Here is a 21,474-nt window from a genome sequence, read left to right as displayed (position 1 = left end):
CAGGATGAAGAGGGCGAAGGCGGTTCGTCCGTCGGACGGGCAGGCGCTCAGCGGGCGGCAGGGCGAGGATGGGCCTCGTACAAATCGATCTGGTACATACCAAATCTGATACAGGCTTTGGCGAAGCTTTCGTGAAAAGAGGGCACGGTCGGTCGCGGCTTGACGCGGCCCGGCCGGAGTCGGATCAAGGCGTCCGGCTAACCTCAGGATTTGAATGGCGAACCCCACTCCCGACCAGAAGCTGGAGGGCCTGCATTATCTGGGCATGCGCGACCATATGGCCGGTCGCATCGCCTCGGGCGAACTGAGGGCCGGCGACAAACTGCCGTCCGAACGCCGGCTGCAGGGGGAACTGGGGGTCGCGCGCGGCACGATCCGCGAGGGTCTGTTTCAGCTGGAAGCCGAGGGGCTGATCTATCGGCGCGATCGCAGCGGCTGGTATGTCTCGCCCCCTCCCGTGGTCTATGATCCGACGCGATGGGAGGGGTTCATCTCCTATGTGGAGGCGCAGGGACGGGTTCCGGCGACCGAGACGATCTCGGCCGAAACCATTCTGGCCGATCCTCTGCTGGCCGAGGTCTTCGGGCGACCGACGGGCGCTCCGCTGCACAAAATCTTGCGGCGGCGCTACGTGGACGGTCGCGCCGTCCTCGTCGAACGGATCATCGTGGACGCCGCCCTGACCCCGGACCTGCTGCGATTTTCGTTCGATCAGTCGCTGACCGACATATTGAAGAGCGCCTACGGGCTCTCGGTGGCGCGCAACCAGGTCACCATGCAGCCCTGCGCCCTGACGGGATACGAGGCCGAGGCCTTACGGGTGAAGACCGGTCTGCCGGGCCTGTCGGTCCAGCGCACCAGTCATGACGGCCAGGGCCGTGTCGTCGAGTTCGATCAGGAATATTGGCGTCACGATGCGGTTCGGATCAGCGTCGACACTCGTGTCCGCTGAGGCCGCCTAGACCGCCCGGTCTGCGCCGTTTCTATAGGGCGCGCCGGCCGTGCTTTCCACGACATGGAGCCTGGTTTCCCACTGGGCGGCTGCCCTGAGTGTCGTGTTGGGGGGCGGCAGGTCCGTCACTAGGTCCTGGACGTCGCGGAAGGCGGCGACCTGGATAAAGCCAGACTTGGCGAATTTCGTGTGATCCGCCAGCACGACGACGCGCCGCGCCTGCTCGAGCAGGCTTTGCTTGAACGACGCCTCGTCGGCGTCGAAATCGAGGAATCCCCGATCCGCGTCCACGGCGCCCATCGAGAGAATGGTCAGGTCGGGGGCGAAGCGCCGGCAGAAGGACTTGGCTTCCGGCCCGAAGGCGGCGTGGTGGACGGTGTTGATCTGGCCGCCGGCGAGCAGCAGCCGCTGACCGGGATTGCCCAGCACTTCGTGAGCGATTTCCACGCTGTTGGTCACGATTGTGAGGTTGCGGACGGAGGCGAGACTGCGCGCGAGCCAGTGGCAGGTCGTGCCCGAATCGAGCAGAAGGGTCATGCCTTCGCTGACCAGGGACGCCGCCTTCTGGGCGATCTTCTGCTTCGCCTCCGCATTCTCGCGCAGGCGGATACGATAAGGGGCTTCGATCAGATTATTGGTCGCCGAGAGACCGCCGTGCACCTTCTGAACGACGCCGCTGCGCTCGAGCTGACGCGCGTCTCGCCGGATCGTCTCCTCCGAGACGTCGAAGCGTTCGGCGAGCTCGCCCACGGTCCAGAACAGCTTGTCCTCGAGCAGTTGGAGGATCTCCGCCAGACGAGCGCCCTGGCTCATGCTTCTCGATTCTTTGGCGCTGGGGCGGTTCATGATTGCTCCCTATCAAAGCCAAATCCCACACACAACCACATATAGACACCTAACTGCTTCATATCCCACAGTTTAGGAATGAGCCTGAAAATCATCCGATATCCGCTTATATCGGTCCAGAAGGAGAGTTTCCTCGGTAAGGCTCTAATAATTCATAGGTACTGCCGAGCCATCGCCTATGTGGGATTCCCACACATAACCACAAAATTCAACATAAATCCCTCAAACCGTCACACGATTGCAATCCGGCGACCCTACTGAGTGTCGCTGTTGATGGCGGTGTCACGGATGTCGTGCGCCGGATCGCGCAACTTGGTTCACACCAGTTTGTCGGGGGACATAGAATGTCGAAGCGATATCCCGTTCGGGTCATGGGTCCGAACCTCAAGAAGTTTCTTCTGGTCTCGGTGTCGGCGGTCGTCGCCGGCGCCGGCGCGACGGGCGCCTTCGCCCAGGAGGCGCCCTCCGCCGAGGTGGATGAGGTCATCGTCACCGGTTTCCGCAAGTCGCTGAGCGACGCGCGCGCGATCAAGCAGGACTCGGTCATCCAGGTCGACGCCATCGTCGCCGAGGACATGGCCAAGTTCCCGGACCTCAACCTCGCTGAATCGCTGCAGCGCCTGCCCGGCGTGCAGATCAACCGTGAAGCCGGCGAAGGTCGTCGCATCTCGCTGCGCGGCCTGGGCCCGGACTTCGCCCGCGTTCAGCTGAACGGCATGGAAGTGCTGGGCAATGTCGACTCCGCCCAGGACAGCCGGGGTCAGCGCTCGCGTGACCGCGCCTTCGATTTCAACATCTTCGCGTCTGAACTGTTCTCACGGGTCGAGGTCGAGAAGACCTTCGAAGCCGCGCAGAAGGAAGGGGGCATGGCCGGCACCGTCGGCCTGTTCACCGGCAAGCCGTTCGACTATGGCGTCGGCGCCGACGGCGCCATTTCGGTCAAGGTCGGCACCAACGAATATACTGAAGACACCCAGCCGCGCGTCGCCGCCCTGTTCACCCAGAACTGGGACAACGTCTTCGGCGTCTCCTTCTCGGCCGCCTACAGTAAGCGCGAGACGACGGAGCAGGGCCACAACACCTACAACTACTCCAAGCCTAGCGCCTCCACGCTTCAGACCCTGGTCGGCCGTGGCCTGGACATCTCGAACCTGTCGTCCGCCCAGCAGGCCAAGTTCCTGTCCGGCGATCTGTATTTCGCCGACGGCAACCGTATCTCGTCGTGGAACGCCGAACAGGAACGGCTGGGCCTCACGGCGGCGGCTCAGTGGCGTCCGATGGATGGCATGGAACTGACCCTCGACGTTCTGCACGGCGAGTTCACGACGCGCCGCAATGAATACCATCTCGCCACGCGTCCGCTGTCCTCGACCGGCTCTGTCGCCTTCGACACGGCTGCGAGCAGCGTCTGGCCGGCGATATTCCAGTCGCCGTCGGTGATCAACGACATCGCCTGGGACAGCGACAACTACGTCACCATGACCGATGTCACCGGCACGACCTTCGGCAGCGAACATCGCCGGTCGCTGAACGAGAACGAGTTCAATCAGGTCGTGCTGACCGGTGAATGGGAGATGTCGGATCGCCTGAAGATCGACGGTCACGTCGGTTGGGAAAAGTCGACCTACGACACACCCTACGACGACAAGCTGTACATGCGCGCCAAGGGAAATCTGGTCGCCGACTACGGCGCGGACGGCCGCTCGGTTTCGTTCGAATATCCGAACTGGGATCCGACCAACCCCGCCAACTATGCGATGGACTCGTTCTACTATCGCGCCTTCAGCAACGAATCCGAGCTGCACGAGGGCGAACTGAACGCGCGGTTCGAGATGACCGATGTCTGGACCCTGCGCGCCGGCGTCGCCTATCACAAGTTCCGTCAGGAAGGCATCGACCTCTTCTACGACGACAACGTCAACGGCACCCGGTCGAAGATGCGCGGGACGGCTGTAAATGATGTGACCTCGGTCTTCACCAACGCCTTCGGATCATGGTTGGTGGGGGACTACGACAAGGCCTTCGCCAAATACAACGAATACCACCGGCTGGAGACCAACAAGGACGGAACCGGCGGCGCGCTGCAGGATATCGAGAACGTTTACGAAACCACCGAAGAGACCCTGTCCGGCTTCATCCAGGCGGATTGGGACAGCGACCTCGGCGGCCGGCGTTTCCGCGGCAACATCGGTCTGCGCGGCTATAGCACCGACACCCACAGCACCGGCTGGATCCAGGGCGACAGCTACGCCTATCTCGGCACGACCGACGTCGAGGGCGGCTATGATGGCGTTCTGCCGGCGATGAACTCGGTGCTGGAAGTCACGCCGGACGTCCTGGTCCGCTTCTCGGCGACGCAAAACCTGAACCGTCCGGGCCTCGGCTCGATGGCGGCCGAAGGCAGCGCCTTCCAGGATCCGGACACCGGCGAGATCACCGCGTCGCGCGGCAACCCCAATCTGGAGCCTTACAAGGACACGACCTTGGACTTCGCTGTCGAGTACTATTTCGGCGACGTCGGACTGATGTCCGCCAGCGTGTTCCACAAGGACATCAAGAACTTCATCGGCTCACAGACGCTGGAAAACATTCCCTTCAGCGAGACCGGCGTGCCCTTCTCCACGATACCGGGCGCGACGGCTTCCACGATCGTCACCGAGTTCTCGATGCCGATCAACGTCGAAGGCAACCACCAGCTGACGGGTCTGGAACTGGCGGCGCAAAGCCAGCTCTCCTTCTTGCCGGCGCCGTTCGACAACCTGGGCGTAGTGGCCAACTACACCTATGTCGATGCGGACGACGTCCTGACCGGGATATCCGAGACCAGCTACAACGCCACAGTCTATTACGAGACGAACCGTTGGGGCGCGCGCGCCTCGCTGAACCACCGTGACAAATGGTATAGCGGTCGCAGTGACAGCCTCATGAGCGCCAGCACGCGCGGCTTCGAGGGCGGCACCTATATCGACGCCGCAGCCTTCTTCAACATCACTGACGAGTTGCAGCTCACGCTGGACGCCGTCAATCTGACGAACGAGAAGGACACCCAGTTCTGGGGTCAGAACGAGTACCTGTACAATCAGAACCAGAGCGGCACGACCTATATGGCCGGACTGACCTACAAGTTCTGAGACCAAGCTTAGACTAGGCTGGGCGCCCCGTTCCTTTCGAGGAGTGGGGCGCCCTTTTCTGGATGTCCGGAAGTATGATCGTTTCCCATCGTCACCGGTTCATATTCGCCGCCGTGCCCAAGACCGGAACCCATTCGGTTCGGCAGGCTCTGCGCGAACAGCTGGGCGATGAAGACGTCGAACAGGTGGGACTGTTCATCGACAAGCGCTTCCCCTGGGAGGATCTGGCGGCGATCCGCCATGGCCACCTGTCTCTGCAGCAGGTCCGGCCCTATGTCGGCGAGGAGGCCTTTGCCGGCTATTTCAAGTTCGCGTTCGTGCGGAACCCGTTCGACCGTTTCGTCTCCTACTGCGCCTTCATGCTCCGCGACGGCGACGTGTTCCAGCAACGGCCGCGTGACGTGATGCGCCACTTCCTGTTCCAGCAGCCGCCGGAGCACCACATCCTGTTTCAGCCCCAGGCCTCGCTGCTGGTGGACGAGGATGGCAAGACGCTGCTGACCGACGCCTTCGGGCGGGTCGAGGAGATGCAGGCCTCTTACGACGATATCTGCGCCCGGATCGGCATTCCCTCGCGCCCGCTGGACCGGGTGAACAGCAGCCGACGCGACGATTATCGCGCCTATTACGAACAGGACCTGATCGACGGCGTCGCCGCGCGCTATGCTCAGGACATCGAACTGTTCGGCTACACCTTCGAAGGGGTGCGGTGATCCCATGAACGTTGCGCCAGTGGGCAATCCGCGCAAGACCGCAACGGTTCGCCAGCTGGGCCCGGTCGATATCGGCGCTCTGAGCGCCGCCGTGCTGGCCATGCCCGAGGCCGTCTGGGATACTGAAAACAGGAGCAAGCCGAACAAGTTCGAGGCTCTGGGCCAGACCCGACATGTCGTGTTCCGCTTCATCGACAGTCCGCGCGACTGGCGGGGATCGCATGATCGGCCGGCCTGGGCGGAATGGCGCGGTCTGGTCGAGCCGGTGCTGACCCAGGCGGTGCGGGAGTATGGGTATGCGCGCGGCGTCTTTCCCCGGGTGATGCTGGCCCGGATGCCGGCCGGCGGCGTGATCCACCCGCACATCGACGCCAATCCGGCGGCCAAATGGCCGCACAAGATCCATGTGCCGATCACGACCAACCCGCAGGTGACGTCCTTCTTCGGCGAGCAGACGCACCATTTCCCGGCGGGCGAGGCGGTCGAGGTCAACAACCTGGGGCCCCATTGGGTGCGCAATGGCGGCGACACGGACCGTATCCATCTGATCTTCGAGTATTACGACGCGGATCAGCCCGAACCGGGCTGGCTGGCGCCGCTGCTGACGGCCGGTGCGGCCCGATGAACGCGCCGGCCGGGATCGACGCCGTCTCGACCGAGCGCGACCGCCTGATGCAGGAGGCGAGGGCGCACCGGGCGGCGGGACGTGTTCCGGCGGCCCTGGCGGTTCTGGCGCGCGTGCAGGCCGAGCATCCGCGCTTCAGCCGGCTTCATCAGGAGCGCGGCCATTGCCAGGTTCTGCTCGGGAACGCGCCCGCTGCGGTCGAGGCCCTGCATGAGGCCGTTCGGTTGAACCCGAGCCTGCCCGCCAGTTGGGACATGCTGGAGCAGCTGTACCGGATGGGGGGCGACGGCGACCGGGCGGGGCTGGCGGCCCAGAGGCTGGCCACGCTGCGGTCGCTGCCTCCTGAGGTGGTGATGGCCGACAGTCTGTTCGCCGACGGCGATCTGGCGCCGGCCGAGGCGGTGATCCGCGACTTCCTGCAGCGGCACGAAGACAATACGGGCGCCCTGCGTCTGCTGGCCCGTATCCGCATGGCGGCCGGCGCGCTGGACGAGGCTGAGACCCTGCTGGAAGGCGTGCTGGATCGCTCCCCCGACTATCACGCCGCCCGCCGGGACTACGCCATGGTCTTGCTGCAGCGGCAGAAGCCCCGGCAGGCGCGGGAGCAGGCCGAACGGCTGCTGGCCCATGCGCCGGTCAATCGCGACGATCTTAAACTCTATGGCGCGGCCTGTGTCGCCCTGGGCGACCATGAGCCGGTGATCGACCTGTATCAGCGCTTGCTGGACGGCCCGACGTCGTCGGCGACTGAGGTCGCCGAACTGCGGCTGTGGCGCGCCAACGCCCTGAAGATCACGGGGCGGACCGAGGAGGCGGTGGCCGATTATCGCGCCGCCCTGGCCGCCCGGCCCGACTATGGCGTGGCCTGGTTCAGCCTGGCCAATCTGAAGACCCATGGTTTCACCGACGACGACATCGGGCGGATGAAGGCCGCGGCGGCAAGGCCGGATCTGCAGGAGATGGACCGGGTCTATCTGGCCTTCGCCCTGGGCAAGGCGATGGAGGACCGCGCCGAATACGAGGCCTCCTGGCGCTGGTACGAGCAGGGCAACGGGGTGCGGCGTCGGGCCAGTCGGCACAGTCCCGAGGCGGCGGAGGCCTGCGCCCTGGCGACCGTCCAGGCCTTCACCGCCGACTTCTTCGCCGCGCGCGAGGGATGGGGCTTGGCGGAGGCCGATCCGATCTTCGTCCTGGGGCTGCCGCGTTCGGGTTCGACCCTGATCGAACAAATCCTGGCCTCGCATTCCCAGGTGGAGGGGACGCAGGAGCTGACCGAGATCGGCCGTTACGCCGGCGAACTGTTCGGGCGCGATCCGGCGTGCGGCCTGCCTGTTCAGCCCGAGGCGGCCCATCGGCTGTCGGCGGCGGAGGTCCGCGCCGTGGGCGAGCGTTTTCTGGCCGAGACCCGCATCTATCGCCGCGACGGTCGGCCCTTCTTCATCGACAAGATGCCGAACAATTTCTGGCACATCGGCCTGATTCATCTGATCCTGCCGAAGGCGCGGATCATCGATGTGAAACGCGAGCCCGTCGCCTGTTGCTTCAGCAATCTGAAGCAGTTGTTCGGGACGACCAATCAGGAGTTCGTCTATGACGTCGACCACATGGCCCGCTACTACCGCGCCTATCTGGGGATGATGCGGCACTGGGATATGGTGCTGCCGGGGCGGGTGTTGAGGGTGCAGTACGAGGACGTGGTCGAAGATCTGGACGGGCAGGTGCGGCGCATGTTGGCGCACTGCGGCCTGGCCTTCGAACCGGCTTGTCTCGATTTCCATCAGACCCGGCGCAGCGTGCGAACCCCCAGTTCGGAACAGGTGCGCCGGCCGATCGGCCGCGACGGACTGGATCAATGGCGGCGGTACGAGCCCTGGCTCGGGCCTTTGAAAGCGGCGCTGGGCGATGCGCTGACCGGCTACAGGGACTGACCCGATGCGCCTCTCTCGACCCTTCTTCCAGCTTCCTGTCCTGTTCGATGTCGAACGGCTGCAGACCGAGGTCGCGGCCCTGCCGGTCGAGGCCTGGGGGCCGCATCCCGATCGGGCGCCCGGCAACAGCGCCTCGCGGCTGATCAGCGCCGGGGGCTGCGAGACGGATGCGGTTCATGGCCAGATGCTGCCGACCCGCTGGCTGAACGAGGCGCCCTATCTGCGCCAGGTGCTGGCCGGGTTCGGGGTGGTGTGGAGCCGGTCGCGCCTGATGCGTCTGGCCCCCGGCGCCGTCGTGCCCGAACACGCCGACATCAATTATCACTGGCATACGCGGGTGCGGCTGCACATTCCGGTCTTCACCCGGCCGGAGGTGCGGTTCCACTGCGACGGCGAGGTCGTGCACATGGGCGCCGGCGAAGCCTGGATCTTCGACAACTGGCGCCGCCACCATGTGGAAAACGGGTCCGAGGCGGAGCGGGTCCATCTGGTCGCCGACACCACGGGCACGGCGGCCTTCTGGCAGTTCGCCTGCGGGCCGACGCCGCCGCGCGAGCAATGGCGGACCGTGGGCTGGGAGCCTTCGGCCCGGTCTCAACTCTTGACCGAGCACGATCAGCGCTCGTCCGTCATGCCAGCGGCGGAGGTGCAGCTTCTGATCGACGATCTGCGCGCCGAAATCACCCTGGCCGCCGATACTCCCGAAGTGCGATCCCGGGCCGCCCGGTTCGATCTGATGCTGCAAGGCTTCGTCCAGGACTGGCGTCAGCTGTGCGGCCTGCATGGGATCGCCGGAGAAGGAAAGGCGGACTTCCAGCGCCTGGCCGGGGCCGTGCATCAGGCGGCGCGGCCGCTGGCCGAAGGCCTGGTCATGCGCACCAACCGGGCCGGCGCCCTGCTGGTGCTGGAAAAGCGCGTGCTTCAGCATCTGGTGGCGGACGACCTCGGCTAGGGCGAGGGCGAAGTTGGACTTGGAAAAAACAGTCTAACGAGTCCAAGAGTCCAAGTCGGTTCGATCACGATGCCAAAGACCATGACCCCAAGCCTAACACAGGTCTGGAGGGCGCCGGTCTGATGGCCAGACTTATTTCGAACCGTTTGATAAGATGAAGGATCATTTCCGAAATTGCGTTAGCAGCTGGTCGAATAGGGCCGGGGGCGGGTCGCCGCGTGACGTTCGCCGACAGCTTGCGGCCGGGCGAGGGCCGACCTAGGCTGCCCGCCCGCATCGCCGAAAGGCGCATGTTTTCGGAGTTCTGAATGTCTGACGCCTCGCTGATCCTGTCACGGCGCGACCTGGATTTCATCCTGTACGAATGGCTGGGGGTCGAGCGGCTGACGCAGCGGGCGCGGTTCGCGGATCATGATCGGGTGTCGTTCGACGGGGTTCTGGACACCTGCGCCCAGATCGCGGCCGACCATTTCGCCCCGCACAATCGCAAGGCCGACCAGAACGAGCCGACCTTTGACGGCGAACGGGTGACGATGATCCCCGAGGTGGCGCAGGCTGTGGCCGCTTTTCGCGAGGCCGGACTGTTCTCGGCGTCGCAGGATTATGATCTGGGCGGGCTGCAACTGCCCAATGTGATCGAGCGCGCGGGCTTCGCCTGGTTCCAGGCCGCCAATGTCGGCAGCGCCGCCTATCCGTTCCTGACCATAGGCGCGGCCAATCTGCTGAAGACCCACGGCACGGCCGCGCAGATCGACGCCTATGTGCGGCCCATGCTGGAGGGGCGGTTCTTCGGCACCATGTGCCTGTCCGAGCCCCAGGCGGGCTCGTCGCTGGGGGATATACGCACCCGCGCGGTTCCGCAGGCCGACGGAACCTATCGGCTGTTCGGCTCGAAGATGTGGATTTCGGGCGGGGATCACGACCTGTCAGAGACCATCGTCCATATGGTGCTGGCCCGGATAGAGGGGGCGCCGGCGGGGGTGAAGGGGATTTCTCTGTTCGTGGTTCCCAAACACAGGCTGGACGAGAGCGGTGCGCCGGGCGAGCGCAACGACGTCGTCCTGGCGGGGCTGAACCACAAGATGGGCTATCGCGGCACGACCAACACCCTGCTGAATTTCGGCGAGGGCAAGCACCGGCCGGGGGGCGAGGCGGGCGCCGTCGGCGAACTGGTCGGGGTGCCGAACCAGGGGCTGGCCGCCATGTTCCACATGATGAACGAGGCGCGGATCGGGGTCGGGGCGGGGGCGGCGGCCCTGGGCTATACCGGCTATCTGCACGCCCTGGACTATGCGCGTGGACGGCCGCAGGGCCGGCCGGTCTCGGCAAAGGATCCCGCCAGTCCGCCCGTGCCGATCATCGAGCACGCCGATGTTCGGCGGATGCTGCTGGCGCAGAAGGCCTATGCCGAGGGAGCGCTGGCGCTGAACCTGTACTGCGCGCGCCTGACCGACGATGAAGCCACGGCCGAGGCGGCGACCGAGCGGGACCGGGCGCGGCGGCTGCTGGACATGCTGACGCCGATCGCCAAGAGCTGGCCGTCACAATGGTGCCTGGAGGGCAACAGCCTGGCGATCCAGGTGCTGGGCGGATACGGCTATACCCGCGACTATCCGGTCGAGCAGTTCTATCGCGACAACCGGTTGAACCCGATCCACGAAGGGACGCACGGGATCCAGGGGATGGACCTGCTGGGCCGCAAGGCGATCATGGACGGCGGGTCGGGGCTGAAACTGCTGGGCGAGACGGTTCTGGCGACGGTGGCCCGGACCGCAGATCATCCGGAACTGCAGCCGTATGGCGAGGCCCTGATGCGGACCATGGCCCGGATCGGCGAGGCGACAGCCGCGGTCTGGAGCGACGGCGATCCCGAACGGGCCTTGGCCAACGCCTCGGCCTATCTGGAGGTCGTCGGCCATGCGGTCCTGGCCTGGATCTGGCTGGAACAGGCGCTGGCGGCGGCTGGCAAGACCGGCGACTTCTACGACGGCAAGCGTCAGGCCGCGCGGTACTTCTTCCACTGGGAATTGCCCAAGGTCGAGCCTCAGCTCGACCTGCTGATCCGTCGCGACGACACGACCCTGGAAATGCGTGACGCCTGGTTCTGAGCGACGGCGGGAAAGCGGCCTCAGTCGCGGATGAAGTGGGGCACGAAGCGCGAAGTGTTGCGGGTGATCCGGCCCGGGTCCTCGCGCAGGCTGATGCCCGCCGGTTCCTCGCCGACGACCCAGGAGCCGACGATGACGTGGTTGCCGTCGAAGAGGGGCGGATTGCAAAGGGCCTGGCGGATGTAGCGCCCCTCGCCATAGCCGCCGTCGACGACGTCGGCCGCGCTGTGGCCCTGGTCGATCAGTTCGACATTGTCGCCTTCGCGCGAGAACAGCGGCTTGCGCACATAGGAGGCCCCCAGGGCGGCTTCGGCGGGATCGCCCTCGAAATAGGCTTCCAGCAGATTGGGGTGGCCTTTGTGGCGTTCCCACAGCAGGGGCAGGATGGCCTTGTTGGACAGGATGCTCTTCCAGGCCGGCTCAAGGACGCGGACGTCGGCCGTGGGCAGGGGCGTGGCGTATTCATCGCGCAGCATCTGTTCCCAGGGGTAGAGCTTGAACAGGGCTTGGATGATCCAGTTCTCGTGATCGACAAACCGGCCCTCTTCGTTCAGGCCGATCTGGTCGATGGCGACGAACTGGGGGTCCAGACCGGCCTGACGGGCCAGGTCCTCGAGGAAGCGCACCGTCTGGCGGTCCTCGACGAAGTCGGCGTCCGAGGCGAAATGGATGAAGCCGCCGTCGGGGAAGATGGCGCGGAACCGGTCGACCAGCTTCTCGTGCAGGCTGTTGAACTGGTCGGCGTCGGCGGGCAGGACGCCGGCGGCGATCTGGTCCTCCAGCCACAGCCACTGGAACACCGCCGTCTCATAGATGCTGGTCGGGGTGTCGGCGTTGTATTCGTAGAGCTTGGCCGGGCCAGCGCCGTCATAGGCGAAGTCGAACCGGCCATAGAGGGACGGGTCGCCCCGCTTCCAGCTGTCGGCCACATAGTCCCGCATGGTTTCTGGAATATCGAGCTGCTCCATCAGCCGCTCGGACTGAACGGCGTCGTTGACCAGATCCAGGCACAGGCCGTGCAGTTCGGCGGTCGGCGCCTCGATCCCGTCCTCGATCTCGGCCAGCGAGAAGGCGTAGGCCGCCGTCTCGTCCCAATAGGGTTTGCCGTCGGTGTGGCGCCAGGTGAAGCCGAGTTCCTCGGCCTTGGCGTCCCAGTCGGTTCGGGGTTCGAGGCGCAGACGCTCCATGGGTCAGGCCGGGTCCTTGTCGGGCGTGGACTGGCCGATGCGCGGCGTGACCACGGTCACGTCGGGCTGGCTGAGGCGGGCCAGGACGTCGTCGGCCGAGGAATGGCCGGGCAGGATGCCGGCGTCGCGCAGCTTGGCGTCCAGGTCGGCGCCGGTGCGGCGGTCTTCCAGGGCCTGGCTGGCGTTTAGCTTCTCTTCCTGAATGGCCTGGCGCTGCTTGATGCGTTGCAGGCTGTCGGCGGCCGAGCCGATGCGCGACTGGGCGCCGGCCGAGTTCAGGGCGACCGAGGTCTGGGCGCGCTGGACGGAGTCGTTGACCTTGACGATGTCGATCTCGCGACGAAGCGTCTCGATCTTCTGGTCGGTCGAGGCGATGGCGGTGCGCAGCCGGGTTTCGGCCGTCTTCATGTCTTCGATCAGCGGGCCGCGGCTGGTGATCTCGACCTCCAGCTCGGCGATGCGCGAGGCGACCTCGCGCGCCAGGTCGGTCTTGCCCTGGCCCAGGGCGGTGCGGGCCGAGCTTTCGTATTTGGCGATCTGGTCGCGGAAGCTGGCCATTTCGTTTTCCGCCATGCGGCGGCGCGCCACCAGGCCGGCGAGGTCGTCGCGCGCCTTGCCCTGGGCGTTGTCGGCGTCGCGGATTTCCTGGTCGAGAATCTTCAGCGCATTGGCGTCAACGACGCCCTGGGCGGCGTCATGGGCGGAGCCGCGGAACAGTGCGGAGAGTTTTCTGAGCATGGACATGGTCGGGTCTCCGGATCAGGCGGCGTCGGCGCCGAAGGTTTCACGCAGTTCGGTGGCGTCGATCGCATTCTCGGCCAGGGTGCGCAGTTCGATGAGGATGGTCTGCAATGTCGTCTTGCACGACAGTTCGCCCATCAACTCATACACGTCTTCGCCGCCCACATTGGTGATGGCGAAGGCGGACAGCGGCACCACGCGCTGGGCCTTGAGCAAGAACTCGTTGAAGGCGTGACGGTCGGCCTGTTCGGCGACCGGCCACAACAGGACCGAACAGACGATCTGGGCGCCGCCGACGCTGAGATAGATCGGCAGGTCGCCGTATTCGTGCATCGTGGCCAGCAGCACGGGGTCCGCCCCCTCCACGACGCGCAGGCTCATTTCCCCGTCGCGCAGCAGGGGGGACTGTTCCAGCGCGGTCTTGATGGCCGGCACGGTCCAGGGGGTTTCGATCACGGCGTCCATATGGTGGTCGTCTCCAGAGGGGATGGAATGAGAAGTGGGGCGGCGCGCGCGGCCGGCAAGCTGGGGGCCACGCGTTGAGTCTGTGAGAATGGCGCGAACGGCGGCCTTCACATCGTCGCGGGCGGATTCAGGCACCCAGAGCTCCAGCTTGACCAGCCCGGCCTCGCGACGCGCCTGCCGCCACGCACGAATGCGATCATTGGCGGCGGAGGAGGGCGGAGCGGTCGTGGTCATGTTTCATGTAACGCGTAACATGAACGCTTGACTTCGCCTAGGGGTTTGCGGTCAGTTGGTTGAGACGAAGGGAATGGCATGTTGCTGCCTAGGATGAAACTGGCGCTGATTTTCGACCGGGCGTTCCAAGCCATGGCCGACACGCACTGGCGGATGCTGGGTGGACTGATCCTGCTTCACGCGGTTTCGTCCTGGCTATTGCTGGCCCTGGCCGGCGAAACCGAGCTGCATTCGCCGGTCACCTTCATCTACTGGTACGCCACAACGGCCTATACGGTCGGTTATGGCGACCTCAGTCCGCAAGACGTCGCCGGGCGCCTGATCACCGCCATCTGGATTTTCCCCGGCGCCATAGCGGCCTTCACGACGGTGGTGGCCAAGGTGCTGGGCGCCATCGGCGACATCTGGCGTCTGAGGCGTGCAGGCAAGGGAGACTATTCCAAGATGACCGACACGATCATTATGATCGGCTATCACCCGACCCGCACGCCGAAGATGATCAGCGAATTGTGCGCGGAGTTGAACACGGCGCAGACCCTGGTCCTGGTGACGCGCCACGTGGTCAATGATCTGGATTCGCGGGTTCGCTATGTGCACAGCGAAAGTCTGACCTCAGCCGATGCTCTGGCGCGCGCGGGCGCGGCGACCGCCAGTCGCATTCTGGTCTATGCCGACAGCGACGCCGACACGCTGACGGCCACGCTTGCGGCCTCGGCCGCCGCGCCGAAGACGGCCCATGTGGTCTGTTTCTTCGACGACGCCGACAGCGCCCGCCTTCTGGCCCAGCACTGCCCGCAGGTCGAGATCGTCCTGTCTTCAGGGCCTGAGATGCTGGCGCGTTCCGCCCGCGATCCGGGCTCCAGCCAGGTCATCAGCGCCCTGACCAGCCAACTGGACGTGAGCGCCACCCTGTTCAGCCTGACCTGGCAGGGCGCGGCGCGGTCATTCGGCGACTTGGCTCAGCGTCTTCTCCACCATCGCGCGACCCTGCTGGCGCACCAGCCGCAGGGGGCCGAGGCGCCGCATTTCAATCCGCCGCCTGAAACGGGCGTGGAGCCGGGCGACCGCCTGTTCTATGTGTCGGCCGTTCGACTGGCGCAGGCCAGTCTGGCCGGAAGCTAGGATCGATGTTCAAGAAACTCTTCGGATCGTCGGAAAAGACCGAGCCGACAGCGCGGCTGGCGACGGTGCGTAACATCACGGTGGGTCGGACCGTCTCGCTGGACCCGCTGGCCTGGCGCCGGCTGGGGGACGAGACTCATTTCGCCCTGGATCGCGACGTGCTGGACATCTCGGCCCAGGGGTTGGTCAGCCTGGACGGCGGCCAGTATGTGCACCGCTTCTATACCGACGACCACGTCATGCTTCAGGCCATGAGCGACGACGAGGCCGGGTTGGAAAGCTATGACTTCAGCCTGTTCATCCCCTGGACCTCGGCCTATCCGCCCGGCGAGCGCGAGCGGCGCGTGTGGCGCGACCGTTTGTCGGCGCCGGTCTTTCATGGGGCGGCCGAAGAATTGCCGGATTATCCCCGTTTCTGGTTCGCCGAGAGCGACGCCGTCCAGCCGCCCGTGACCCTGTGGGAGACAATCTGGGACGACCGAGCCGCGACGACGCCCTATGCGAAAATCTTCCAGACCTGCATGTTGTACGCCCGCGATCTGGCGGGAGGACGCGAACTGATGATCGCCCTGGAACAGCAGCCCGAGGGCGGCGAAACCACCCACGAAATCATGATCGGCATTCCACTGGAAATGGCCGAGTTCCGCGCCTGAGCGCGATCCAAGAAGGATAAGACGATGTTCGACTGGTTCATTTTTCAGCAGGGGGCGGTCGCCTTCCTGATCGCCTTCGCGGTCGCCGGCGCCTTCACCCTGGCGTTCAAGTTGGTCTACCAGTGGGTCACGCCGTATCACGAGCGTACGCTGATCCGCCAAGGCAATACGGCCGCCGCCATCGCGCTGGGCGGCGCGCTTATCGGCTATGTCCTGCCTCTGGCCTCGGCCCTGTCGCACACGGTCAGCCTGATGGAGTTCGCGGCCTGGGCCCTCCTGGCCGGCGTGATCCAGATCGTGGTCTTCGTGGCCATCAGCCGCCTGGCCTTCCGCAATCTGGTCGTCCGGATCGAGGCGGGCGAGATCGCCGCCGCCGTTTATCTGGCCTCCATCTCCATCTGCGTCGGGCTGCTCAACGCCGCCTGCATGACGTCGTGACCGCCATGACCGATCCCAAGGACCTGCCCAAAACCGACACCATGCGGCGGCTGAAGCGGTCGCGCGTACTGCATGTCAGCAGCCTGATGGCGACCGCCAGCTTCTCTCTGGCCGCCTGCGGCTCGCCCCAACAGGTTCCGGCGCCGCCGCCGGAGCCGACGCTGGCCTATGCCTCGCTGGACGAATGCCGGGCCGCCGACGACATACCCGACAACGAATGCGACGCCGCCCTGGCCAAGGCCCGGGAGGAGGCGGCCAAGACCGCGCCGCGTTACGCCACCCGCGAGGAATGCGAGGGCCAGTGGGGGCCGTCCCAATGTCAGCCGAACAACGGGGGCGGGGGCTCGTTCTTCTCGCCGCTTCTGGCCGGGTTCGTGGTCGGACAGCTGTTGAACGGCGGCGGCTATCGCGGGGGCGGGCCGCTGTATCGCGACCGTGAGAACCGATATTCGAACGGCTATGGCGGCGGTTACACCTATCGCGACTATCGCAGCGGCCGGACCGTCACCAACGCCCGCGAGCACGGCGACGTGGCCCGCCAGGCGCCCACGCGGGTCCAGAGCCGCACCACCGTCGTGTCACGCGGCGGCTTCGGCGGCGGCGGGCGCAGCTACGGCGGATAGTCGTCGGCCACTGGAGGCGTTTATCGACGGCCCGCAGGATGCGCCTGCGGGCCGTTTTTCGTGCCGAAGCCGGTCGAACGCGACAGCGCCGTGAAGATTGAATGAAAAGCCCTGTCACACATTGAGGGGCCGGGAGACCCCGTCGTTGAAGCGCCTAGAACTCACTGGGGGCTATCCAAAATGAAGAACCGAATCCTTGGCACCACGGCCTTCGCCGTCGTGGCTGCATCGCCGTTCGCCGCCCTGGCGCAATCGGCCGACCAAGTCGTCATGACCGCGCAGACCGGCGCCGAAGCGGCCGTCGTCGACGAAATCGTCGTCACCGGCTCGTACCGCCGCAGCCTTGAAGAGGCGGTGGACATCAAGCGCAAGACCGTCGGCTTCTCCGACTCGATCGTCGCGACCGACGTCGCCAACTTCCCGGAACAGAACCTGGCCGAGGCGCTGCAGCGCATCCCCGGCGTGACCATCGAACGCAACAAGGGCCTGGGCCAGCGCGTCAACGTGCGCGGCCTGCCCAGCGAGTTCACCTTCGTCAGCATCAACGGCTTGGCGACGGCTTCGGGCAGCGGCGGCCGTGACGTCGAGTTCGACATCTTCGCCTCGGAAATCATCCAGCAGGTCACCGTCCAGAAGTCGCCGCGCGCCTCGGACGAAGAGGGCGGCATCGCCGGCTCGGTCAATATTTCGACGGCCCGTCCGTTCGACTACGCCGGACGACGGGTGGTCGGTTCGGTCGAAGGCGCCTACAACTCGATCTCCGAAGAAGTCGATCCGAAGATCGCCTTCCTGGCCAGCGACACCTGGGGCGACTTCGGCGCGCTGGTGTCCTTCTCGACCGCTCGTCGCACCAACCGCACCGACTCGGAATCCGGCATCAACTTCCGCCCGATGTCCCGCTTCCTGGCGACCTCCACGGGCGCTCGTGGCGTCCAGGCCGCGGCCGTTCTGGCCCGCGACGCCGGCGTCATTGTCAAGAATCGCGCCGACACGAACGAGACCAACCGTATCATCTTCCAGGACAAGGTCGGCGACCGCGCCTATCTGAACACCCAGGATCAGTGGGGCGGCACGGTCTCGCTGCAGTATCGTCCGTCGTCGAACTTCAGCCTGGCCTTCGACGCCATGGTCGGCAGCTATGACACGACCGAGGACGAGTACGACGCGGCGGCCTATTCGGCCTCCAGCCGCTCGACCCTGGAGACGATCCACGAGTACGACGACACCACCCTAGCCGACTATGGCATGGTCGTGCTGCGCGACGTCTCCTACACCGCGACCCAGCACGAGTTCCTCAGCAAGGAGCGGATCAACGAGACTGACTACAAGCAGTTCGGGACCGAGCTGAACTGGAGCGGCGACAGCTGGAAGCTGCACGCCATCGCCGGCTACTCCGGCGCCGAGAAGACCCTGGACAACGCCAACCTGAAGCACGTCGCCTATGCGCCGTCGCGGACGCGGTGGACGGCCGAGGGCGGCGAGACGATCCCGAGCGCCTCGTCCGCCGGTTTCGACATGTACAACTCGCCGGAACGCTATCTGTTCGAAGCCTATGAGACCAACTACGAGGCCATCGACGACGACAAGTACGCCGCCCAGGTCGACTTCACCAAATACCTGGATCTGGACTTCTTCCCGGCCCTGACCAGCGTTCAGGTCGGCGCCCGCTATACGGACAAGTCCAAGCAGCGTCAGTACGGCTCGCTAAACATCCAGGGACCCTCGGCGGGCAGCACCGCCTGGCTCAACACCCGCACGCTGGCGGACAGCGAGCTGACGCCGATCGGCGACCTGGTCCCCGGCGGCGACTTCAACGTCCGCGACCTGACCTGGAACCAGGTCTCCAATGAATACGCCCGTCGCACCTTCCGTTATGACGGCTTCTTCACCCCGTTCAACGTGGGCGACTACTACGAAGTGACGGAAGAGGTTCTGGCGCTCTACGCCATGGCCGATCTGAACTTCGACCTGGGTCCGGTTCCGGTCGCGGTCAACGGCGGCGCCCGGTATATCGACACCTCGATCACCTCCTCGGGCTATCACCAGATCCAGAACCCGAACGGCTCGACCGGCTATACGCCCGATCCGGTGTCGAGCGACGGCAGCTATGACAAGGTCCTGCCGAGCATCAACATCACGGCGGATCTGACGGACAGCCTGATCTTCCGCGCCGCGGCGTCGGAGACCCTGATCCGTCCGGCTCTGACCGACCTGGCCTACAAGCGCACGGCCAGCTTCAACTCGTTCCGCTTCACGGACGGCAACCCGAACCTGAAGCCGACCTACGCCAAGCAGTGGGAAGTCGGTCTGGAACAGTATCTGGGCGACGGCGGTCTGCTGGCGGTCTCCTACTTCTGGAAGGAAATCGAAGGCGTCGTGCGTCAGGCCCTGACGGGCACGGTGCCGAACGTCACCAAGTACAACGCCAACGGCACGATCGACGGCGTCTATGAGTTCGACGTCTATCAGCCGATCAACGAGCCGGGCTCCTATGACGTCAGCGGTGTCGAACTGGTCGCCATGGTGCCGTTCGGACAGTTCTACGCCCCGCTGGAAGGCTTCGGGATCAACGCCAACTACACGGTGCTGGACAGCTCGCTCTCCGGCTCGTCCACCCTAGGCATCCCGACCCCGCCGGTCGGTCTGGCCGACAACACCTACAACGTCACCCTGTTCTACGAGAACGCCAAGTTCCAGGCGCGCGCCTCCTACAACTACAAGGACAAGTATGTCGAAGGGATCGGTTACGAGATGTACCCGATCTGGCGTGAGGGCTATGGTCAGCTCGACCTGTCGGCCAGCTACAATGTGACCGACAGCCTCCAGATCAACCTGGAAGGCATCAACGTCACCGACGAAGCCACCAAGGGCTATACGATGGATCCGTCCTTCCCGACCATGTACGAGCTGTCGGGTCGCCGCATCAACTTCGGCCTGCGGATGGAGTTCTGATCCATTTCTCGGATTGAACCTCATTCGATAGACACCAGGTCGGCCTCTTGATCCCCCAGAGGTCGGCCTGGCGCGACGTCCCCTCCGCGAGGAGGGGACGTTTTCGTGCGTTCATGGCTCGCGTCAGATCGGGAGGAGGGGACGATGGCGCTTGATCGTCATTTCACCGAACTGCGCCGCGACCTGATGGGTTATCTCCAGCGTAGGGGCCTGTCGCCCGATGACGCCGAGGATGTGGTGCAGGAGGCCTTCGTTCGCTTTCATCGCGCCGGCCACGACATGTCCGGCGCCGACGCGCGCCCCCTGCTGTTCGTGATCGCCCGCAACCTGCAGATGGACCGGTGGAAATCCGCTGGCCGCAAGGGCGTGCGCGGCACCGACGACATCCATACCCTGGACGCCGGACCGCGCGCGGTCGCCAGCGATACGCCCGCCGCTGACCAGCATCTGATCGGGCGAGAAAACCTGGCCGCCGCCGCCGCCGTCATCCGCGCTCTGCCCAGATCCACGCGTGACGCCTTCCTGCTTCACCGGTTCGAAGAGATGACCTATCGCCAGATTGCGACGCGGTTGGGCGTGTCCGTCAGCATGGTCGAGAAACATATTGCCGAAGCCCTCCGTCAGCTGAAGATTTCACGAGATGACTGAGGTGTCTGGCGCAACCGTCGTTGTGAGTATTGAAGGCGTCGGCGCCCTATCCCCCTGCCACGTCCCGGAGCGTATCGTTCGCGCATGATTCAGCGCCTGACATCCCTGTTCGATCGTCGGCCGCGAACCGCCGAATCCTGGCTGGCGCGGATGCGCCGGCCAAACGTCGCCGCGCGCGATCAGGCGGCCTTCCTCGAGTGGCTTGAAGAGAATGAAGACCATCTTCGTCAGTACGAGGCTGCGAAAGCCCACCTGGCTGGTCTGACGCCTTTGGCGTCTGTCTTCGCCAACGACCTGGCGCGGCTGCGGGGACGGCGCGCCTCCAATCCGCAGCGGCGCTTCCTGATCGCCGGCGGGCTTGCCGCCTCCGCTGTCGCCGCCTTCGCCGTCGCCGCCCTGGTCCTGCCCGGCCTGTCGTCAGCCCCAATCGAAGCGGGCGGTCGTGTTTACGCCAGCGCGCCGCGTCAGATCACTGACGTCGCGCTCGAGGACGGGTCTCGTGTGACCCTGGATTCGGGCTCGCGCATACAGGTCCGGTTCGGTCCGGACGCTCGACGCGTGGAACTGTTGCAGGGCGGGGCCTATTTCGATGTCGCGCACAATTCGGAGCGGCCTTTCCAGGTCGCCGTCGCCGATCGACATGTGATCGTGACCGGCACCCGCTTCGCCACGGTTCTGAGGCGGGATCGTGCCGAGGTGTCCTTGCTGGAGGGTCGGGTCGCCATCAGTCGCGTTGATGTCGGCAAGTCGCGCGTGCTCGAACGCGCCGTGGTCCTGGCGCCGGGTCAGCAGGCCGTTTTCAAGCCGGGTCTCGACCGGGTGAGCTTGAGCCGGGTCGATGTCGAAACCGCCACCGCATGGCGTGACCGCAGGCTGGTCTTCCATAACGTCCCATTGTCGGTCGTGATCGAGGAGATGGGACGCTATGTCGACATGCCGATGGTTATCGCCGACCCTGTCCTGGCCGAGATGCGGGTGACGGCTGTTCTGCCTCTGACGGGGGAAACGGGGCTGGTCGACCGCATGGACGATCTGTTGCCGATTTCCATCGAACACACTGCCGACGGACGCGCGCTGATACACGCGGATTAAGTCTATCGCAGAGCTGTCATGCGGTCGCGGTAAGGGTCGGTCACTGATTGTTCGCCCTCTTGTC

Annotated in this window: 18 protein-coding genes; 14 read left to right on the top strand and 4 right to left on the bottom strand. The window is 65.2% G+C overall.

Translation table 11 applies throughout. The annotated features are described in order from the left end of the window. Positions 1 to 214: 214 nt before the first annotated feature. Complete coding sequence (locus tag H2037_RS06105) at positions 215 to 952, top strand: UTRA domain-containing protein (RefSeq protein WP_292119078.1); 738 nt, start codon at positions 215 to 217, stop codon at positions 950 to 952. A gap of 6 nt (positions 953 to 958) precedes the next feature. Here H2037_RS06105 and H2037_RS06100 read toward each other — a convergent pair whose 3' ends face one another. Then, positions 959 to 1,765, bottom strand: a complete 807-nt coding sequence (locus H2037_RS06100; protein WP_292119076.1) for a DeoR/GlpR family DNA-binding transcription regulator — start codon at positions 1,763 to 1,765, stop codon at positions 959 to 961. A gap of 377 nt (positions 1,766 to 2,142) precedes the next feature. Here H2037_RS06100 and H2037_RS06095 point away from each other — a divergent pair, with 377 nt between their 5' ends. The 6 genes from H2037_RS06095 to H2037_RS06070 all read left to right on the top strand — a co-directional run bounded on the left by H2037_RS06095 (position 2,143) and on the right by H2037_RS06070 (position 11,255). Next, positions 2,143 to 4,929, top strand: a complete 2,787-nt coding sequence (locus H2037_RS06095; protein WP_292119074.1) for a TonB-dependent receptor — start codon at positions 2,143 to 2,145, stop codon at positions 4,927 to 4,929. Positions 4,930 to 5,003: 74 nt separating this feature from the next. Continuing rightward, positions 5,004 to 5,642, top strand: coding sequence for a sulfotransferase family 2 domain-containing protein (locus H2037_RS06090; RefSeq protein ID WP_292119071.1), 639 nt, complete (start codon positions 5,004 to 5,006; stop codon positions 5,640 to 5,642). 4 nt (positions 5,643 to 5,646) lie between these two features. Next, complete coding sequence (locus tag H2037_RS06085; RefSeq protein WP_292119068.1) at positions 5,647 to 6,267, top strand: aspartyl/asparaginyl beta-hydroxylase domain-containing protein; 621 nt, start codon at positions 5,647 to 5,649, stop codon at positions 6,265 to 6,267. After that, complete coding sequence (locus H2037_RS06080) at positions 6,264 to 8,195, top strand: tetratricopeptide repeat-containing sulfotransferase family protein (RefSeq protein ID WP_292119065.1); 1,932 nt, start codon at positions 6,264 to 6,266, stop codon at positions 8,193 to 8,195. Before H2037_RS06085 ends, H2037_RS06080 begins: the two co-directional genes overlap by 4 nt. Before the next feature lie 4 nt (positions 8,196 to 8,199). Beyond that, a complete protein-coding gene (locus H2037_RS06075) occupies positions 8,200 to 9,147 on the top strand; it encodes an aspartyl/asparaginyl beta-hydroxylase domain-containing protein (protein ID WP_292119062.1) in 948 nt (315 codons plus the stop codon). A 308-nt stretch (positions 9,148 to 9,455) separates the two neighbouring features. Beyond that, entirely contained in the window at positions 9,456 to 11,255 is a 1,800-nt protein-coding gene (locus H2037_RS06070; protein WP_292119059.1) for an acyl-CoA dehydrogenase, read from the top strand. A gap of 20 nt (positions 11,256 to 11,275) precedes the next feature. Here the strand turns inward: H2037_RS06070 and H2037_RS06065 are convergent, their stop codons facing one another. The 3 genes from H2037_RS06065 to H2037_RS06055 are packed head-to-tail and all read right to left on the bottom strand — an operon-like array spanning position 11,276 to position 13,882. Then, positions 11,276 to 12,442, bottom strand: coding sequence for a glutathionylspermidine synthase family protein (locus H2037_RS06065; protein WP_292119056.1), 1,167 nt, complete (start codon positions 12,440 to 12,442; stop codon positions 11,276 to 11,278). 3 nt (positions 12,443 to 12,445) lie between these two features. Continuing rightward, entirely contained in the window at positions 12,446 to 13,186 is a 741-nt protein-coding gene (locus tag H2037_RS06060) for a PspA/IM30 family protein (RefSeq protein WP_292119054.1), read from the bottom strand. A 15-nt stretch (positions 13,187 to 13,201) separates the two neighbouring features. Then, positions 13,202 to 13,882, bottom strand: a complete 681-nt coding sequence (locus H2037_RS06055) for a YjfI family protein (protein ID WP_292119050.1) — start codon at positions 13,880 to 13,882, stop codon at positions 13,202 to 13,204. 78 nt (positions 13,883 to 13,960) lie between these two features. On the opposite strand from H2037_RS06055, the gene H2037_RS06050 reads away from it, so the two are divergent. The 7 genes from H2037_RS06050 to H2037_RS06020 all read left to right on the top strand — a co-directional run bounded on the left by H2037_RS06050 (position 13,961) and on the right by H2037_RS06020 (position 21,410). Then, positions 13,961 to 15,004 carry a potassium channel family protein gene (locus tag H2037_RS06050; RefSeq protein WP_292119048.1) on the top strand — a complete coding sequence of 348 codons (1,044 nt, stop codon included), beginning with the start codon at positions 13,961 to 13,963 and terminating at the stop codon, positions 15,002 to 15,004. 5 nt (positions 15,005 to 15,009) lie between these two features. Then, entirely contained in the window at positions 15,010 to 15,657 is a 648-nt protein-coding gene (locus H2037_RS06045; protein WP_292119045.1) for a DUF2491 family protein, read from the top strand. Between the two features lie 24 nt (positions 15,658 to 15,681). Next, on the top strand, positions 15,682 to 16,095 hold the full coding sequence (locus H2037_RS06040; RefSeq protein WP_292119042.1) for a DUF350 domain-containing protein: 414 nt from the start codon (positions 15,682 to 15,684) through the stop codon (positions 16,093 to 16,095). A 5-nt stretch (positions 16,096 to 16,100) separates the two neighbouring features. Beyond that, entirely contained in the window at positions 16,101 to 16,718 is a 618-nt protein-coding gene (locus H2037_RS06035; protein ID WP_292119039.1) for a DUF1190 domain-containing protein, read from the top strand. 180 nt (positions 16,719 to 16,898) lie between these two features. Then, positions 16,899 to 19,670: a TonB-dependent receptor gene (locus H2037_RS06030; protein ID WP_292119036.1), complete on the top strand. Its 2,772-nt coding sequence runs from the start codon at positions 16,899 to 16,901 to the stop codon at positions 19,668 to 19,670. 144 nt (positions 19,671 to 19,814) lie between these two features. Further along, a complete protein-coding gene (locus tag H2037_RS06025) occupies positions 19,815 to 20,318 on the top strand; it encodes an RNA polymerase sigma factor (RefSeq protein WP_292119033.1) in 504 nt (167 codons plus the stop codon). Positions 20,319 to 20,402: 84 nt separating this feature from the next. Further along, positions 20,403 to 21,410, top strand: a complete 1,008-nt coding sequence (locus H2037_RS06020; protein WP_292119030.1) for a FecR domain-containing protein — start codon at positions 20,403 to 20,405, stop codon at positions 21,408 to 21,410. The last annotated feature ends 64 nt before the right edge of the window (positions 21,411 to 21,474 follow it).

This window comes from Brevundimonas sp., from assembly GCF_013912065.1.
Taxonomy (GTDB): Bacteria; Pseudomonadota; Alphaproteobacteria; order Caulobacterales; family Caulobacteraceae; genus Brevundimonas.
The sequence above is the reverse complement of the archived record's forward strand: the minus strand, read 5'-3'. Positions and strand labels throughout refer to the sequence as shown.

Bases quoted from the DNA above. Each gene is read 5' to 3' on its own strand.
- H2037_RS06105 (WP_292119078.1), top strand. From the start codon at position 215: ATGGCGAACCCCACTCCCGACCAGAAGCTGGAGGGCCTGCATTATCTG.
- H2037_RS06100 (WP_292119076.1), bottom strand. From the start codon at position 1,765: ATGAGCCAGGGCGCTCGTCTGGCGGAGATCCTCCAACTGCTCGAGGAC.
- H2037_RS06095 (WP_292119074.1), top strand. From the start codon at position 2,143: ATGTCGAAGCGATATCCCGTTCGGGTCATGGGTCCGAACCTCAAGAAG.
- H2037_RS06090 (WP_292119071.1), top strand. From the start codon at position 5,004: ATGATCGTTTCCCATCGTCACCGGTTCATATTCGCCGCCGTGCCCAAG.
- H2037_RS06085 (WP_292119068.1), top strand. From the start codon at position 5,647: ATGAACGTTGCGCCAGTGGGCAATCCGCGCAAGACCGCAACGGTTCGC.
- H2037_RS06080 (WP_292119065.1), top strand. From the start codon at position 6,264: ATGAACGCGCCGGCCGGGATCGACGCCGTCTCGACCGAGCGCGACCGC.
- H2037_RS06075 (WP_292119062.1), top strand. From the start codon at position 8,200: ATGCGCCTCTCTCGACCCTTCTTCCAGCTTCCTGTCCTGTTCGATGTC.
- H2037_RS06070 (WP_292119059.1), top strand. From the start codon at position 9,456: ATGTCTGACGCCTCGCTGATCCTGTCACGGCGCGACCTGGATTTCATC.
- H2037_RS06065 (WP_292119056.1), bottom strand. From the start codon at position 12,442: ATGGAGCGTCTGCGCCTCGAACCCCGAACCGACTGGGACGCCAAGGCC.
- H2037_RS06060 (WP_292119054.1), bottom strand. From the start codon at position 13,186: ATGTCCATGCTCAGAAAACTCTCCGCACTGTTCCGCGGCTCCGCCCAT.
- H2037_RS06055 (WP_292119050.1), bottom strand. From the start codon at position 13,882: ATGACCACGACCGCTCCGCCCTCCTCCGCCGCCAATGATCGCATTCGT.
- H2037_RS06050 (WP_292119048.1), top strand. From the start codon at position 13,961: ATGTTGCTGCCTAGGATGAAACTGGCGCTGATTTTCGACCGGGCGTTC.
- H2037_RS06045 (WP_292119045.1), top strand. From the start codon at position 15,010: ATGTTCAAGAAACTCTTCGGATCGTCGGAAAAGACCGAGCCGACAGCG.
- H2037_RS06040 (WP_292119042.1), top strand. From the start codon at position 15,682: ATGTTCGACTGGTTCATTTTTCAGCAGGGGGCGGTCGCCTTCCTGATC.
- H2037_RS06035 (WP_292119039.1), top strand. From the start codon at position 16,101: ATGACCGATCCCAAGGACCTGCCCAAAACCGACACCATGCGGCGGCTG.
- H2037_RS06030 (WP_292119036.1), top strand. From the start codon at position 16,899: ATGAAGAACCGAATCCTTGGCACCACGGCCTTCGCCGTCGTGGCTGCA.
- H2037_RS06025 (WP_292119033.1), top strand. From the start codon at position 19,815: ATGGCGCTTGATCGTCATTTCACCGAACTGCGCCGCGACCTGATGGGT.
- H2037_RS06020 (WP_292119030.1), top strand. From the start codon at position 20,403: ATGATTCAGCGCCTGACATCCCTGTTCGATCGTCGGCCGCGAACCGCC.